The sequence below is a fragment of the Streptomyces sp. NBC_01233 genome, assembly GCF_035989305.1.
Classification (GTDB): Bacteria; Actinomycetota; Actinomycetes; order Streptomycetales; family Streptomycetaceae; genus Streptomyces.
In genome coordinates this window covers 1,754,414-1,769,669 of sequence record NZ_CP108514.1, presented here as the reverse complement: position 1 = coordinate 1,769,669, position 15,256 = coordinate 1,754,414, and the positions used below count along the sequence as shown (strand labels likewise).

Annotated in this window: 15 protein-coding genes; 5 read left to right on the top strand and 10 right to left on the bottom strand. The window is 73.6% G+C overall.

Features of this window, described 5'->3' with window-relative positions; translation table 11 throughout:
• The first annotated feature begins 203 nt into the window (after positions 1-203).
• Together OG332_RS08035 and fxsA are read left to right on the top strand one after the other, a co-directional pair.
• Positions 204-1,025: a polyprenol monophosphomannose synthase gene (locus OG332_RS08035; protein ID WP_327412795.1), complete on the top strand. Its 822-nt coding sequence runs from the start codon at positions 204-206 to the stop codon at positions 1,023-1,025.
• Between the two features lie 67 nt (positions 1,026-1,092).
• On the top strand, positions 1,093-1,686 hold the full coding sequence (gene fxsA, locus OG332_RS08030; protein WP_327412794.1) for an FxsA family membrane protein: 594 nt from the start codon (positions 1,093-1,095) through the stop codon (positions 1,684-1,686).
• Positions 1,687-1,815: 129 nt separating this feature from the next.
• Here fxsA and OG332_RS08025 read toward each other — a convergent pair whose 3' ends face one another.
• The 3 genes from OG332_RS08025 to OG332_RS08015 form a co-directional block, all read right to left on the bottom strand.
• Positions 1,816-2,190: an RNA polymerase-binding protein RbpA gene (locus OG332_RS08025; RefSeq protein ID WP_007262928.1), complete on the bottom strand. Its 375-nt coding sequence runs from the start codon at positions 2,188-2,190 to the stop codon at positions 1,816-1,818.
• A 314-nt stretch (positions 2,191-2,504) separates the two neighbouring features.
• Entirely contained in the window at positions 2,505-3,899 is a 1,395-nt protein-coding gene (locus tag OG332_RS08020; RefSeq protein ID WP_327412793.1) for an MFS transporter, read from the bottom strand.
• A 68-nt stretch (positions 3,900-3,967) separates the two neighbouring features.
• Positions 3,968-4,738, bottom strand: a complete 771-nt coding sequence (locus tag OG332_RS08015; RefSeq protein WP_327412792.1) for a glycerophosphodiester phosphodiesterase family protein — start codon at positions 4,736-4,738, stop codon at positions 3,968-3,970.
• A gap of 292 nt (positions 4,739-5,030) precedes the next feature.
• On the opposite strand from OG332_RS08015, the gene OG332_RS08010 reads away from it, so the two are divergent.
• Positions 5,031-6,533, top strand: a complete 1,503-nt coding sequence (locus tag OG332_RS08010) for an SCO1417 family MocR-like transcription factor (RefSeq protein ID WP_327412791.1) — start codon at positions 5,031-5,033, stop codon at positions 6,531-6,533.
• Positions 6,534-6,609: 76 nt separating this feature from the next.
• Here OG332_RS08010 and OG332_RS08005 read toward each other — a convergent pair whose 3' ends face one another.
• Positions 6,610-8,223: an ATP-binding protein gene (locus OG332_RS08005; protein WP_327412790.1), complete on the bottom strand. Its 1,614-nt coding sequence runs from the start codon at positions 8,221-8,223 to the stop codon at positions 6,610-6,612.
• 70 nt (positions 8,224-8,293) lie between these two features.
• Positions 8,294-8,488 (bottom strand): hypothetical protein, encoded by a 195-nt coding sequence (locus tag OG332_RS08000; RefSeq protein WP_007262923.1) that lies wholly within the window; start codon positions 8,486-8,488, stop codon positions 8,294-8,296.
• Positions 8,489-8,805: 317 nt separating this feature from the next.
• Between OG332_RS08000 and OG332_RS07995 the strand changes: the two genes are divergently transcribed.
• Positions 8,806-9,228 carry an ankyrin repeat domain-containing protein gene (locus tag OG332_RS07995; protein WP_327412789.1) on the top strand — a complete coding sequence of 141 codons (423 nt, stop codon included), beginning with the start codon at positions 8,806-8,808 and terminating at the stop codon, positions 9,226-9,228.
• Positions 9,229-9,560: 332 nt separating this feature from the next.
• Complete coding sequence (locus OG332_RS07990; protein WP_327412788.1) at positions 9,561-10,958, top strand: HEAT repeat domain-containing protein; 1,398 nt, start codon at positions 9,561-9,563, stop codon at positions 10,956-10,958.
• Positions 10,959-11,243: 285 nt separating this feature from the next.
• Here OG332_RS07990 and OG332_RS07985 read toward each other — a convergent pair whose 3' ends face one another.
• The 5 genes from OG332_RS07985 to OG332_RS07965 all read right to left on the bottom strand — a co-directional run bounded on the left by OG332_RS07985 (position 11,244) and on the right by OG332_RS07965 (position 15,140).
• Positions 11,244-12,248 (bottom strand): hypothetical protein, encoded by a 1,005-nt coding sequence (locus tag OG332_RS07985; protein ID WP_327412787.1) that lies wholly within the window; start codon positions 12,246-12,248, stop codon positions 11,244-11,246.
• A complete protein-coding gene (locus OG332_RS07980) occupies positions 12,245-12,823 on the bottom strand; it encodes an RNA polymerase sigma factor (protein WP_327412786.1) in 579 nt (192 codons plus the stop codon). Before OG332_RS07980 ends, OG332_RS07985 begins: the two co-directional genes overlap by 4 nt.
• A gap of 73 nt (positions 12,824-12,896) precedes the next feature.
• Positions 12,897-13,763 carry a biotin-dependent carboxyltransferase family protein gene (locus tag OG332_RS07975; protein ID WP_327412785.1) on the bottom strand — a complete coding sequence of 289 codons (867 nt, stop codon included), beginning with the start codon at positions 13,761-13,763 and terminating at the stop codon, positions 12,897-12,899.
• Positions 13,756-14,376: a 5-oxoprolinase subunit B family protein gene (locus OG332_RS07970; RefSeq protein ID WP_327412784.1), complete on the bottom strand. Its 621-nt coding sequence runs from the start codon at positions 14,374-14,376 to the stop codon at positions 13,756-13,758. The genes OG332_RS07975 and OG332_RS07970 overlap by 8 nt, the downstream gene beginning before the upstream one ends.
• Entirely contained in the window at positions 14,373-15,140 is a 768-nt protein-coding gene (locus OG332_RS07965) for a LamB/YcsF family protein (protein WP_327419142.1), read from the bottom strand. Before OG332_RS07965 ends, OG332_RS07970 begins: the two co-directional genes overlap by 4 nt.
• Between the last annotated feature and the right edge of the window lie 116 nt (positions 15,141-15,256).

Sequence of the window (15,256 nt, the reverse complement as noted above, 5' to 3'; positions counted from 1 at the left end):
TTTCGCCGGTGGGGGCACCTCCAGTGGGAGCTGGGGGAGGGTGGCCCCGGTCGGGGCTCGGCGGTCCAGTAGACAACGGTCACGGCGGCCCGCAGCCAGCGGGCGTCTGACCGGCCCGAAGGACCGCGGGCCCCGATCACTGTTCTAAAGTCATCCTCTGCGACCAGACGTACAGGACGTGCAAGCGCACAAAAGGGGACTCAGTGAGCGACGGCGGACAGCGGACCTACGGGCCGCTCGGTACGGCCTTGGTGATCATTCCGACCTACAACGAGGCGGAGAACATCGGGCTGATCGTCGGCCGCGTCCGCGCGGCGGTGCCCGAGGCCCACATCCTGGTCGCCGACGACAACAGCCCCGACGGCACCGGCAAGCTCGCCGACGAGCTCGCGGTCGGCGACGACCACGTGCACGTGCTGCACCGCAAGGGCAAGGAGGGGCTCGGCGCGGCCTATCTGGCGGGCTTCCTCTGGGCCCTGGACGCCGGCTACGGAGTGATCGTCGAGATGGACGCCGACGGTTCCCACCAGCCGGAGGAGCTGCCCCGCCTGCTCACCGCACTGGCAGGCGCCGACCTGGTCCTGGGCTCCCGCTGGGTGCCGGGCGGCCGCGTCGTCAACTGGCCCAAGAGCCGGGAGATCCTCTCGCGCGGCGGTTCGACGTACTCGCGGCTCATGCTCAACGTCCCGATCCGTGACGTGACCGGCGGCTACCGGGCCTTCCGCCGCGAGACCCTGGAGGGCCTGGGCCTGGACGAGGTGGCCTCCGCGGGCTACTGCTTCCAGGTCGACCTGGCCCGCAGGGCGGTGCAGAAGGGTTTCCGCGTGGTGGAGGTGCCCATCACGTTCGTCGAGCGCGAGTTCGGCGACAGCAAGATGAGCAAGGACATCGTGGTCGAGGCCCTGTGGCGGGTCACCCAGTGGGGCCTCAAGGCCCAGGCGGCCAAGCTGCTGGGCAAGGACGGTGGCAAGGACGGCGGCAAGGACGGCGGCAAGGGCCCGGCCGGGCCCGACCCGAAGCGCTGACCCCTAGGGGCCGTCCGGTACCCCCGGCTGAGGACACTTTTATGCGGCCCCAGGCACACTGGTTGGTATGACGACCGGCACTGGATCCCTGCGGCCGGGGACTTCGACGGCCCCCCGGCGGCGTTCGCCCGCCCGAACCTTCCTCCCCCTGGCGATCGCCGCCTGGCTGATCCTGGAGGTCTGGCTGCTCACCGTGGTCGCGGACGTGGCCGGCGGGCTGGCCGTCGCCGCGCTGCTCGCGGGCGCCATGGTGCTGGGCGCCGTGGTCATCAAGCGGGCCGGGCGGCGTGCCTTCAAGAACCTTGCGGACACCTTCCAGCAGGCCCAGCAGGGGCAGCAGCCCGCCCCGCAGCAGCCCGGCCGGGGCAACGGCCTCACGATGCTGGCGGGCCTGCTCCTGATGATGCCGGGTCTGCTCTCCGACGTGGCGGGTCTGCTCCTCCTGCTGCCGCCGGTCCGGGCCTGGATCGGCCGCCGCGCGACCCGCTCGCTGGAGCGGAAGATGGCCTCGGCCCCGGCCGGGAGCTTCGGCGACGCCTTCCAGCAGGCCCGTATCCACTACCCCGACGGCAAGGTCGTCCAGGGCGAGGTCATCCGAGAGGACCGGCCCGGCGGCCCGGGCGGCCCGGAGACGGGCCACCGCCCGCCCCTGACCCCGTAGAACACCGGCCCTGCCGGCCCCGGCCGCCATGGCCGGCCCGGCCGGCACCGGGCAAGAGCGCAGGAGAAAGCCGAGGGGCCCCGCCACACAGTGTGGCGGGGCCCCTCGGCTTGTGTATCCGTCCGGCTGTCAGGCGGACTTGCGGCTGTCCCGCGGATGCACGGCAATGTTCATGGCGCCGGAGCGCAGGACCGCAAGCCTTTCGGCCAGCACTTCCTCCAGCTCCTCGCGGGTGCGTCGCTCCATGAGCATGTCCCAGTGCGTTCGCGCAGGCTTGCCCTTCTTCTCTTCGGGCCCGTCCCCGTCCACCAGGAGTGCCATGGCGCCGCACGCCTTGCACTCCCACTCCGGCGGAATTTCTGCCTCAACCGAGAACGGCATCTCAAATCGATGTCCGTTCTGGCATGCGTACTCCACCGCCTGGCGCGGGGCCAGATCGATGCCGCGGTCCGTCTCGTAGCTGGTAACCACGAGGCGCGTACCGCGGAGAGCTCGCTCACTCATGAATCGTGCCTCCCGGGCTTTGTCGCCCACAGGACAGGTGTCGCTGTCGTCGTCATCCGGTCAACGTCCGGTCGGCGGTATAGATTCCCGCTCCGGGTCGTGCGTCGCCCGTCGTGCCGCCCCTTGTTGTACCCACCAATGCCCGTTTTGTCACATCTGGCAGCAGATGTCACCCAACGTCCACGCTGCTTGAGCGCGCAGTAACGGTCCGCCTGGCAGGCCAAAGGCGTACACTACCGGCCCTTTGCTTCAACGTCTAAATTCGTTCGGAATTCGTTCGTGGATCCGGGCCGTGCGCACTCGCGGACCCGCTCTCAGATCCGCTCCGGTACAGGATTGCCTGCCGCTTCCACCGCGCGCCGCACCGGCACTCGCGCCAGGAGCACGAATCCCAGTGCGAAGAAGGCCACCAGCGAGATGATCGCGTCCCGGTAGCTCCCCGTGAGCTGGTAGGTCAGGCCGAAGACGAGCGGCCCCACCCAGCTCAGCCCGCGGTCGCTCATCTCGTACGCCGAGAAGTACTCGGCCTCCTTGCCCGCAGGCACCAGGTGCGAGAAGAGCGAGCGCGACAGCGCCTGGCTGCCGCCCAGCACCAGCCCGATCATCGCGGCGAGCGCGAAGAACCACACCGGGGTCCGGGCGGGCAGGAAGTACCCGACCGCGAGCGTCACGCCCCACGCGGCCAGCGAGCCCAGGATCGTCCGCTTGGCGCCGTAGATCCGCGCGAGGCGGCCCATCCCCAGCGCCCCGGCCACCGCCAGGACCTGCACCAGCAGCACCGCCCCGATGAGGGTGGACTGGTCCAGCTCCAGCTCCTCCGAGCCGTAGATGGAGGCCTGGGAGATCACCGTCTGCACGCCGTCGTTGTAGATCAGGTACGCCAGCAGGAACGACAGCGTCAGCGGGTAGCGGCGCATGTCCTTCAGGGTGGCGACGAGCTGCTTCCAGCCGCTGACCGCCGGCCCGGCCCCCGGCTCCCGGACCACGGCCCGGTCCCGCAGCCGGCGCAGCGGGATCAGGGCGAAGGCGCCCCACCACAGGCCCGCCGACGCCAGGCAGATCCGTACCGCCATGCCCTCGGTGAGGCCGAAGGAGTCGTGGCCCATGTAGAGCACCAGGTTCATCACGAGCATCACGGAGCCCGCGGTGTAACCGAAGGCCCAGCCCCGCGAGGAGACGGTGTCCCGCTCGTCCGGCGTGGAGATCTGCGGCAGGTAGGCGTTGTAGAGCACCATCGAGACGGACAGCGAGGCGTTCGCCACGATGAGCAGCAGCCCGCCCAGCAGGTAGCGCTCACGGCCGAGGAAGAACATCCCGGCCGTCGCCGCGGCGCCGATGTAGGCGGCCACCGCCAGCAGCGGCTTCTTGCGCCCGGTCCGGTCCGCCGCGGCGCCCACGAGCGGCATGAGCAGCACGGCCAGGATCACCGAGGCCGACACCGAGTAGGCGAAGAAGGACCCGGCCCGCACCGGGATGCCCAGCGGGTGGACGAAGCCCTCGGCGTCCGCGGCGGCCTTGGCCACCGAGGTCAGGTACGGCCCGAGGAACACGGTGAGCACGCTCGCCGAGTACACCGACACGGCGAAGTCGTAGAAGTACCAGCCCCGCTGCTCGCGCTTGCGCGCGGCCGTCGCGGCCGATCTGCCGTCCTCGGCTCCCGGTTCCGCCGGTTCCGCTTCCTCGGCCGTCCTGCTGTCTTCCGCGCTCACCTGGTGTCCCCCTCGCTGGTCCCCGTACCGCAGCGGCCCCCGTGCCCGCGCGGCGGCCGAAGAGCGTGTCAGGCCCAGGCCCCGCGCCGGTCCAGCACCGTGCGCAAGATGTCGATCCGGTCGGTCATGATGCCATCGACACCCAGGTCGAGGAGAGCCTCCATACGTTCCGGTTCGTTCACGGTCCACACGTGGACTTGCAGGCCCCGCTCGTGCGCGGTCCGCACGAAGCGCCGGTCGACCACACGGATGCCCGCATGGGTCTCCGGCACCTGCGCCGCCACGGCGCCCACGCGCAGCGCCGCCGGGATCGCGTACGAGCGCAGCCGCAGGCCGAGCACCCCGCGTACGCCGTACGAGGTCGCCAGCCGGGGGCCGGCGATCTTCTGGGCGCGGGCCACCCGGCTCTCCGAGAAGGAGCCCACGCAGACCCGGTCCCAGATCCCGGTCCGCGCGATCAGGTTGACCAGCGGGTGCAGCGCGGACTCGGCCTTGATGTCGATGTTCCAGCGGGCGTCCGGGAACTCCTCCAGCAGCTCCTCGAAGAGCGGCAGCGGCTCGGTGCCCGCCACGCGCGCCTCGCGGACCTGCTTCCAGGACAGCTCGGCGATCCGGCCCCGGCCGTCGGTGACCCGGTCCAGCGTGGAGTCGTGGAAGGCGACGAGTTTCCCGTCGGCCGTGGCGTGCACATCGGTCTCGAAGTACCGGTAGCCCGCTTCGGCGGCCCGGCGGAAGGCGGCGGCGGTGTTCTCCAGCCCGTCCGCGGCACCTCCCCGGTGCGCGAAGGGGATCGGAGCCGGGTGGTCCAGATACGGATGGCGAAGGCGTACGTGCGTCACGGCGGCAGTATCCCCCGGGACGTGAGTGGACGGCGGTACGCGAGGTGAACGGGTGACGAGACGGCGTCCGAACCGGCGTCCGAACCGGCGTCCGAACCGGTGTCCGCCGATGCCCTCCGGTGCGGCTCCGGTGCCCCACCCGGCACCCCACCGGTGCCCGGCGGCGCCCCGGTGCGACACCCCCTGGTGCAGGTGGACTGGCACGTGACAGGCTGTGCCCGCAGACATCAATCCAATCCCGGCTCCCGGCGCCCACCGTCGAGGCCAATCCGACGAAGGTGGACCGGACGCAATGGCCGAATGGACCTCGGCGGTCGGCGCCGCGCAGCTCGCCCGTCTCATCACCTCGCAGCAGGAGCGCCCCCCGGTCCCCGGCGCCCGCAAACTGCCCGCGTACCGCACCCTCGCCGACGGGATCCGCCTCCTCGTCCTCGAAGGCCGCGTCCCGGTCGCCGCCCGGCTCCCCGCCGAGCGGGAGCTGGCCGTCGCCCTCTCGCTCAGCCGCACCACCGTCGCCGCGGCGTACGAGGCCCTGCGCGGGGAGGGGTTCCTGGAATCCCGCCGGGGCGCCGGCAGCTGGACTTCCGTACCGGCCGGAAACCCGCTGCCCGCGCGCGGCCTGGAGCCGCTGCCGCCCGAGTCCCTCGGCTCGATGATCGACCTCGGCTGCGCCGCCCTCCCCGCCCCCGAGCCCTGGCTCACCAAGGCCGTCCAGGGTGCCCTGGAGGAGCTGCCCCCCTACGCGCACACCCACGGCGACTACCCGGCCGGCCTGCCCGCGCTGCGCCGGATGCTCGCCGACCGGTACACCGAGCAGGGCATCCCCACCATGCCCGAGCAGATCATGGTCACCACCGGCGCGATGGGCGCGATCGACGCCATCTGCAGCCTCTTCGCCGGGCGCGGCGAGCGGATCGCCGTCGAGTCGCCGTCCTACGCCAACATCCTCCAGCTCATGCGCGCCGCCGGGGTCCGCCTCGTGCCCGTCGCCATGGCGGACGGGCTGGCCGGCTGGGACATGGACGTCTGGCGGCAGGTGCTGCGCGACTCGGCCCCCCGCCTCGCCTACGTCGTGGCCGACTTCCACAACCCGACCGGGGCCCTGGCCTCCGACGAGCAGCGCCGCGCCATGGTGGCGGCCGCCCGTTCGGCCGGCACCGTCCTGGTCGCCGACGAGACCATGCTGGAACTCCGGCTGGACCCGGAGCTGGAGATGCCCCGCCCGGTCTGCTCGTTCGACCCGTCCGGCAGCACGGTCATCACGGTGGGCTCCGCCAGCAAGGCCTTCTGGGCGGGCATGCGGATCGGCTGGGTCCGCGCCGCCCCCGACGTGATCCGCAGCCTGGTCGCCGCCCGCGCCTACGCCGACCTGGGCACGCCCGTGCTGGAACAGCTCGCGGTGAACTGGCTGATGCGCACCGGGGGTTGGCGGGAGGCCGTCGACATCCGCCGCGACCAGGCCCGGGAGAACCGCGACGCGCTGGTCGCGGCGGTCCGCCGGGAGCTGCCGGACTGGGAGTTCGAGGTGCCGCAGGGCGGGCTGACCCTGTGGGCCCGCGCGGGCGGCCTGTCGGGCTCCCGGCTGGCCGAGGTGGGGGAGCGGGTCGGCGTACGGGTCCCCTCGGGGCCGAGGTTCGGCGTGGACGGGGCCTTCGAGGGCTACGTCCGGCTGCCGTTCACCGTGGGCGGGCCGGTGGCCGACGAGGCCGCCTCCCGGCTGGCGGCGGCGGCACGGCTGGTCGGCACGGGCGCCGGCGGCAGCGGCGCGGAGCCGCCGCGCACGTTCGTGGCGTAACGGTTCGTGGCGTGACACCTGGCTCCCGGCCCCTGGAAGCCCCCGGCAGCGGGAGAGCGCCGAGCCTCCGTCGGGGTCACGGCGCCTCGGCCGGGACCTCCGGGATCTGCGAGGCGTCGACGGCCGAGCCCTGCGCCGGCGGCAGGGCGTGGAGGGGCTTGCCCGGGCTGCGGCCCGGGCCCTGCTGCCGGTCCGGCAGGAGCTCCAGCACGGCCTGGCGGTACACCGCGTTCGTGGCCTCGTCGTACGGGTCCGGGGTGGCGGGCACCTGCAGCCGGTGCACGGGACCCGCGCCGAGCCGGGCGTACCCGCGGCCGGGCGGCATCTGGGCGGTCGGGGTGGTGTGCGGCGGCAGCCCCAGCACGTCGGCGATCTGCTGGATCCCGGCGGGCCCGAGGACGATCCGGGCGCGGGTGTGCTGCCAGACGGCGTCGTTCAGCAGTTCCAGGTGGTCGAAGTGCTCGGCCACCACCACCGTGACGTGCGCGGGTCGGCCGTGCCGCAGCGGCACCTGCAGCTGGGCGAGCGGGTCGGGACCCCCTTCGGCGACCGAGAGGTGGGCCAGCACGCTCGGCTGGTCCAGCAGGATCCACAGCGGACGCCGGGTGTCCTCGGGCGCCGGCCGGCCGGACTCCCGGGCCCGGTGGGTGGCGATGAGCCGCCGCTCGGTCTCCTGCGCGGCCCACTCCAGGGTGGCCTGCGCCCCGGTCGGCCCGCATTCCACGGCGAGGACGCCGGCGCGGCCCGACAGGCAGGAGTAGTCGCCGCTGCCGCCGCCGTCGACGATCAGCACGTCGCCGCCGTGCCGCAGGGCCTGCAGGGCGACGGAGCGGAGCAGGGTGGAGGTGCCGGTGCCGGGCTGGCCGACGGCCAGCAGGTGGGGCTCGGTGGAGCGGGGCCCGGTGCGCCAGATCACCGGCGGCACGTCGCGGGGCTCGTCGCCCTCCAGGACGGGCAGGGTGCGCTGCACACCGCCCGCGTCGGTGAAGCCGAGCACGGTCTCGCCGGGCGAGGTGACGAACGGCTGCGCGGCGATGCCCGTCGGCAGCGCCGCCAGCACACTCAGGTCGAGCTGGTTGCCCTCCTCGTCCCAGTCGAAGAGATACTCCCGTCCGCGCCCGGACTTGGCGTGCAGCAGTGCCTCGATCCGGGCCCGTGAGGCGGTCTCGCCATCGGTGAAGTAGGCCGGGTAGCGGATGTGGAGCCGGGTGATGCGGCCCGCCTCGTCGAACTCGTAGCCGCTGAAGGCCTTGTCCCAGTCCCCGCCGTGGGCGAAGAGGGGGTTCGGGTCCTCGGGGATGGAGAAGTACGGCACGAGGGCTTCGTAGAGGGAGCCGAGCCGTTCGGTCTCGGCATCGCTGGGCCCGGTCTTCACCGGGGTGCGGTCGCGTCCCTGCCAGGCCGCGGCCGCCATGAGGGTGATCAGGGCGAGGAGCGGACCGTAGGGGACGAGTGCGACCACGAGGACGCAGGCGGCTCCCAGGAACAGCGCGGGACCACGCTTGTCCTTGGGGGTCCCGGACCATCTGCGCCGCCCGGCCGAGGCCAGGATGCGCAGCCCGCGTCCGATGGTGAGGAGCGGATGGAGGACGTCCGTGGCGGTGTCGGCGGCCGTGCGAGCGAGGTCGCGGCCCCGGGACAGCGACGTGGTGCCGCTGCTGAGGACGCGGGGAAGTGGGCGCCGGGCCACGGGCGTCTCCTGGAGTTGTGGGTGTGACGGGTGCTTCGGGTGTTGCTGGTGGCGCTGCGCGATGGCCGGGCTAGAGCTTGATCCCGCCGAGCAGGCTCGCGAGGCTCGCCGTGCTCGCCGTGATGCTCGGGGCGATGGCGGAGCCGGCGAGGAAGAAGCCGAAGAGCGCGCAGACGAACGCGTGCGTCAGCTTCATCCCGTCTTTCTTGAAGAAGAGGAAGCAGATGATGCCGAGCAGGACCACGCCTGAGATGGACAGGACCATGAGGAGTTCTCCTGGTTGGTGGGGACAGTCACCATCAGTTCTTCCAGGCTCACAGGAAGTATCAATGCGACAAAAGGTGCATACGGGTGAATTCCTGGGTTTTTCACTTGACCGGCTCACCCCGGCTGGCGCGTCCGGCGCACAGGGGGTCGAGGGTGATCCTTGCCTCGGCCCGGCCCGGACATGTGCAGGCCAGGGCGCTACTCTGGCGATTCACCCGTACGGACGCAGTGCCGTGCACCCCCCCTGCCCGCCCGTCCTGGGGACGGGGCTGCGGGGCGGACCATGTCAGCAACGAGTGAAAGGCGGTACGAACGATGAGCGAGCAGGCTGCAGAAGGCGCCGGTTCCCAGGGCGTCCCCGACGAGGACGTCATCGAACTGGCCACCAAGATCTTCGACCTCGCCCGTCAGGGTGAGACCGAGACGCTCACCGCCTACCTCGACGCCGGGGTCCCGGCGAACCTCACCAACGACCGCGGCGACACCCTCGTCATGCTCGCCGCCTACCACGGCCACGCCGAGGCGGTCTCGGCCCTGCTGGCCCGCGGCGCCGAGGCCGACCGCGCCAACGACCGCGGCCAGACCCCGCTCGCCGGGGCGGTCTTCAAGGGCGAGGAGGCCGTCATTCGCGCCCTGCTCGCCGGCGGGGCCGATCCGAACGCCGGAACCCCCTCCGCCGTGGACACGGCGCGCATGTTCGCCAAGGCCGACCTGCTGGAACTTTTCGGAGCCAAGTAGTCCGTTTTTGCCGGGGATCTGGCCGTGCCCGGCCGGTTCCCGACCTCACAGGTTGGTCACGGCGGCCGTAAATGTGGTCGCGGTGCACAAACCGGCTGGGCCATCATGGCGTCGGATTCGATTCGCGAGCACGGGGGGCGGGCCGGAGCGGGTAGGACACGAAGGGTGTCCCGGCCCGGCCCGGCCACCATGGTCACGAAGAACTGACGAGAGTGAGAAGGCAATGGTCTACATCGAGCGGAACATGACGGCGGACGTCCTCACATGCTGTTACGCGGCCCTGTGAATCCCGATTCCCGGTTGCGTCCCCAGCTTGATTTGAGGCCATTCCCATGTTCGAACCAGTCATAGCACCGAGCGGTACCCTGCTCGGGCTCCTCCAGCGCGGCCGCGGCGACGGCACGCTGCACGCACTCGCGGCACCCAGGGGCGAGGCCCTCGAGGCCCTCAACCACTGCGTGCTCCGCGACCCGCGCCAGGACTGGCAGGTCGAGAACCGCTCCTTGTACTACGCCCGGCTCTACCTGGACCTCAACGGTCCCCTGGGCGAGATCGAGAACCACCTCTTCAGCGCCGACGACCTCGTCGACGAAGAGGACCACCGGACCGGCCTCGCCCTGTCCGTCCTGGGCCACCTGGCCTCCTACGGCCGCGACGACGCGCTCATGCTCCTGCGCCGGTACGCCGCCTCCGGGGCGAACTGGGCCTGGGCCCTCGACGAGCTCGCCCTGCGCGACGACGACGAGGGCCTGCGGTCCCTGGCCGCGCCCGTCCTCGCCGGATTCCCCGCCACGGCGGAGGGCGAGGCGCGGCTGGCCGCCGCCGTACGCGACGCCTACGAGCCCCGGCCGTGGTGCCTGTGGGAGGAGACTCCGCAGCACGGCGAGCGCCTGCGCGCCGCCCGCCAGCAGGGCTCCTTCGACCGCTGGCAGCGCCAGCTGAACCCGAGCGGCCCCCGGCCCGGCTGGGGAGTCCAGGCCGTCTTCGACTGGGCCGCCGACGGGCTGCGCCGCGGCACGCCGCTGCACGTGCCCGCCGCACGCTGCCTGGCCGCCGTGGCGGCGCCCGAGGACCGCTCCGCGATTCTCGCGGCAGCCGCCGGCGCCTCCGGCGAGGCCGCCCGCGCCACGGCCCTGCACCACCTGGTCCTCGCCGAGCCGGAGAACCCGGCCGTGCTGGACCTCATCGAAGCCGCCGCCGACGAACCCGCCGTCGCCGCCTACGAGCGCATGTGCGGCCCCGGGGCCGTCGAACGGGCCCGGCGCTGGATCCACCGCCCCGACGCCCTGGGCGCGGCCGCCGCGGCCACCCTCGCCGCCCGGGGCGGAGCCGAGGACGCGGAACTGGTCCTCGGCGCCCTGCGCTCCACGGTCCGCGGCTCGGGCCCCGACACCCGGCGGCTCTACGCCCTCGTGGACGGAGCCGGCCGCCTCGCCATCGGCTGCGCGGCCCCCGTCCTGCGCCACATCTACCGCGAGACGGCCTCGTCCCACCTGCGCGGCCGGGCTGCGCGGGCCCTCGCCAGCACGGACCCCTCCTTCGCGGCGGGCTTCGCCGTCGAATGTCTCTGGGACTGCGAGGAGACCACCCGCGAGGTGGCGGCCCACCACGCCGAGACCGCCGACGCCCGGGTCGCGCCCCGACTGCGCCGCCTGGCGACGGACCCGGCCGAGGAAGAGGAAGTCCAGTCGGCCGTACGCAGCCGGATCGCCCCGGAGTCGGCCGTGTAGGGGCGCGCGACGGGCGGTTCGCGAGCGGGCGGTACCCGTGGTCGAGGCGGCACGGGCGAGCCCCGGGTCCTTCGGCCACGTGGACGCCGCACCGGTCGAACCGCGCCCGCGACCACCTGATCGTGTCGTGCCTCGTCGCGGGCGCGCGGACGCCCCGGCCCTGAGGGGCCGGGGCGGGGGCTCATCGCGACGAGCCGGCCGGCGGTGGCGCAGCCGGCCGGGAACCGCGCCGTGGTCCCTGTGGTCCCTCGCGGTCGGCCTGCTGCTCGCAGTCCACCCTGCCCGTCACCCTTCGCCCAACGAGAAGTCGATCTCGCAGGGCGTGACCCTCGACGTCTCCTTCACGCCGTACCCGACCGTGGCGTTGGGGCCCGACGGCCTGGCCGGCTTCGAGAACACGAGCGTGTACCCCGGAGGGACCGTCTTCGAGTTGATCTTCAACGTGGACCTCTCCGGCCCCCGGGACAGCTCGGCCTCGGGGTCGGCCTGCGGTCCCCGGTAGCCGCCACCCACATGCGTGCACTCCGACGCGGGCTTCTTCTCGGTCACCGCGACGCCGACCCCCTGCTCCTGCAGGCTCCGCACCGCTTCGGCCAGTTCGCCGGGCTCGGGCACGGGGATCTCGATGGTCTTGCCGGGGTCCTTCGGGGGCTCGGAGCGTGCTTTCAGTGCTTCGTCCAGGCCCTCGGAGTAGTCGATCGTGCAGGACGGGACTTTGGAGGTCTCGATCACGCCGAAGCCGATCCCCTGTTCGCCCAGTGGGTGGTAGTCCGCCCAGGAAAACGTGAGCGTGTAGCCCGGCGGGACCGTCTTCGCGTTGACCTTGAAGCGGAAGTCGTCATCGCTGTGCTGCATGATTTCGGCCGCGGGGTCGGCCTGTGGACCGCGGTACCCACCGCCGGGCTCGGAACACTGGGACCGGGGCCGCTTCGGGACCAGTGAGACCTGGACCCCCAGCTCCTTCAGCCGGTCCACCAGGGCCGGGATCTGATCGTGCTCGGGCAGCTTGAACCGGAGCGATCCGTCCGGATCCTTCCTGATCTCGGGCGCGTCCGTGGCCGAAGGGCTCGGCGAGCCGGTCGGACCGCCGGCGGGCAGCGAGCCGTTGCGGGTGCTGCCGGGCACGACCATCACGGCGACGACGACGGCCGTGACGACTCCCACCGCGAGCGGGATGCCGTAGCGGCGGGCGAAGGAGCGGGCGGGAGCCGGGGCCGGCGCCTCCTCCGGGAGGCGGGCCAGCAGCGCCGCCTTCAGCCGCTCCTCGAACGCGCGGGGCCTGCTGCTCATCGGGCTGCCTCCAGCTTGGGCTCGGTGACGGCGGCGGGCTCGGTCCCGCGCAGCGCGCGCCGTGCGCGGTGCAGGCGGACGCGGACCGTCGCCTGGGTGACCCCGAGGGCCTGCGCGGCCTCGGCCGGGGTGAGTTGGTCGATGACCACGAGGTCGAGGGCGGCGCGCAGCGGCTCGGAGAGCGCGGCGTGGCGCTCGGCGAGGGATCTGAAGGCCCGCTGGGCGTCGATCCGTTCCTCCAGGGCGGCGACGTCCTCGTCCTCGAGGAGGCGGCGGCCGCTCAGCCGCGCCAGCGCGCCGCTCTCGCGGACGAGTCCGCGGGCGTGGCCCGACAGCACGTTGCGGGCTATCCCGAACAACCAGGCGATCGGCGCCCCCCTGTTGGGCCGATAACCGGTGGCCGAGCCCATTGCCGCGAGGAAGATGTCCGCCGTCAGGTCCGCCGCCAGGTGCGGGTCGGCGACCCGGCGGGTGACGAAGCCGAGCACGGCGTCGATGTGCTCCTCGTAGAACGCGCCGAACCCGTCGTGCGTGGTGAGCTCCGGTGGCCCGGTCTTCTGTCCTGGGCTTCGCACCCTGGTTCCTCCCCTGCGTCGGGACCCGGTCGGCCCCCTCACTCCGTACTTGGCCGGAGCGCCCGCAAACGTTTCATCGGGACCGCAGGAACCTCACCGGAGTCCCCGGCCGGGCCTGCGCCGCCGCGTCCAGGGCCGGGCCCGGCGGGACCACGCCCACCACCGGGTAGCCGCCCGTCACCGGGTGGTCGGCCAGGAACACCACCGGCAGGCCGTCCGGCGGGACCTGGACCGCGCCCAGCACCATGCCCTCGCTCGGCAGCTCCCCGGGCCGGGCGCGGACCAGCGGCGGGCCCGCCTCCGTGCGCAGGCCGATGCGGTTGGACCTCGCCGACACCCGGAACCCCGCACGCCACAGCCCGGCCAGCGAAGCCGGCGCGAACCAGTCCGCGCGCGGCCCCGGGCGGAGCGGGAGCAGCAGTTCCGCAGGCGGGCCGGGCAGGGCGCAGAGGTCCGCCCCGGGCGCCGGATCCGGCCCGGCGGGGCCCACCGGCAGCCGCATCCCGGCCGACAGGACGGCCGGCCCCAGGCCCGACAGCAGGTCCGTCGAGCGACTGCCGAGGACCGGCGGGACGGCCAGGCCTCCCCGTACCGCGACGTAGCTGCGCAGCCCCGATTCCGCCGGGCCGACCTCCAGCTCCGCCCCGGCCGGCAGCCGGACCGCCGCTCCCCAGGCCGCCGGGCGACCGGAGATCCGTACGGAACAGGGGGCGCCCGTGACCGCCACGACCGTCGGGGCGAGCGCCCGCAGCCCGGTCCCGTCCAGGGTCGTCTCCAGCGCAGCCGCGTCCGGCGGGTTGCCGAGCAGCCGGTTGGCCAGCGCGTACGCCGCCGCGTCCAGCGCTCCCGAGCGGGGGACGCCCAGGTGCGCGTATCCCGGGCGCCCCCGGTCCTGGACCGTCGTCAGCGCGCCCGACCGCACCACCAGCAGCTCAGTCACGGCCCGCCTCCGCGAACCGCACCCGGACGCCCGGCGCGAACAGCGCCGCCGGTTCCCGCTCCGGGTCCCAGAGCACCGCGTCCGTGGAGCCGATCAGCTGCCAGCCGCCGGGGGAGGAGCGCGGGTACACCCCCGCGTACGCGCCGGCGAGCGCCAGCGAGCCCGCCGGGACGGCCGTACGGGGCGTTTCACGGCGGGGCAGGTGGAAGCGTTCCGGGAGCCCCGTCAGGTAGCCGAAGCCGGGGGCGAAACCGCAGAAGGCCACCCGGAAGCCGGTGCCGCCGACGATCCCCGGCACCTCCCGCGGCGACACCCCCCACCGCCGGGCCACCTCCGCCAGGTCCGGCCCGTCGTACCGCACCGGCACGGTCACCAGCAGCCCCTGCGCCTCCGCGAGCGCGGGCACCTCCCAGCGGGCGATCCGGGCCCCCAGCGCGGCCGGGTCCCGCACCCCGGCCAGCAGTACGGTCCGCGCCGCCGGCACCAGGTCCCGTACGGGGCCCAGCTCGCCCGCGTCCCGGCGGCGCAGCAGCTCGGCGTGGAGCGCGGCCACCTCCGCGGCCGAGTCCAGCTCGATCAGCAGCGCCTCGCCGCCCACCACGAGGGGCCTCACGCGAAGGCCTCCACGCGGACCCCGGCCGTGCCCAGCGCCTCCCGGACCCGTCGCGCGAGCACGGCCGCGCCCGGGGTGTCCCCGTGCAGGCACAGCGAGCGCGCGGCCACCGGGACCGGCGACCCGTCGGCAGCCGCCACCGTCCCCTCGGCGGCCATCCGTACCGCCCGCGCCACCACCGCGTCCGGGTCGTGCAGCACCGCTCCCGGCTCGGTGCGCGGCACGAGCGCCCCGGCCGGCGTGTAGGCGCGGTCGGCGAAGGCCTCCGGTACGGCGGCCAGCCCGGCCCCCTCGGCGGCGGCGAGCAGGAGCGATCCGGGCAGCCCGAGGACGGGCAGGCCCCCGGTGGCACCGGATCCGGTGGCCAGCCGGACGCCCGCGACCACGGCGGCCGCCTGGTCGCCGTCGTGCACGGTCCGGTTGTACAGCGCGCCGTGCGGTTTCACGTACGACACCCGGGAGCCGGCCGCCCGCGCGAACACCTCCAGCGCGCCGATCTGGTAGGCCACCTCGTCCGCCAGCTCGCCGGCCGGCACGTCCATCGCGCGCCGTCCGAAGCCGGCCAGATCGCGGTAGGAGACCTGCGCCCCGATCCGTACGCCCCGCTCCGCGGCCAGTGTGCAGACCCGGCGCATGATGGACGGGTCCCCGGCGTGGAAACCGCAGGCCACGTTGGCGCTCGTGACGGCGGAGAGCAGGGCCTCGTCGTCGGTGAGCGTCCAGCGCCCGAAGCCCTCGCCGAGGTCGGCGTTGAGGTCGACCACGGGAGAGGATGCGATCATGGAATCCATGCGCTGAGCGTAGAGCAGGCGTCCCGCGGTTCGGCCGGGGACGATCCGGCCGAACCGTGCCGTTTGGGATGTTGTCAGCAACAGCGCCT

What these genes read in the sequence shown, in the direction of transcription:
- fxsA (WP_327412794.1), top strand. Translation starts at nt 1,093, where the DNA reads ATGACGACCGGCACTGGATCCCTGCGGCCGGGGACTTCGACGGCCCCC.
- OG332_RS08025 (WP_007262928.1), bottom strand. Translation starts at nt 2,190, where the DNA reads ATGAGTGAGCGAGCTCTCCGCGGTACGCGCCTCGTGGTTACCAGCTAC.
- OG332_RS08010 (WP_327412791.1), top strand. Translation starts at nt 5,031, where the DNA reads ATGGCCGAATGGACCTCGGCGGTCGGCGCCGCGCAGCTCGCCCGTCTC.
- OG332_RS08000 (WP_007262923.1), bottom strand. Translation starts at nt 8,488, where the DNA reads ATGGTCCTGTCCATCTCAGGCGTGGTCCTGCTCGGCATCATCTGCTTC.
- OG332_RS07995 (WP_327412789.1), top strand. Translation starts at nt 8,806, where the DNA reads ATGAGCGAGCAGGCTGCAGAAGGCGCCGGTTCCCAGGGCGTCCCCGAC.
- OG332_RS07990 (WP_327412788.1), top strand. Translation starts at nt 9,561, where the DNA reads ATGTTCGAACCAGTCATAGCACCGAGCGGTACCCTGCTCGGGCTCCTC.
- OG332_RS07985 (WP_327412787.1), bottom strand. Translation starts at nt 12,248, where the DNA reads ATGAGCAGCAGGCCCCGCGCGTTCGAGGAGCGGCTGAAGGCGGCGCTG.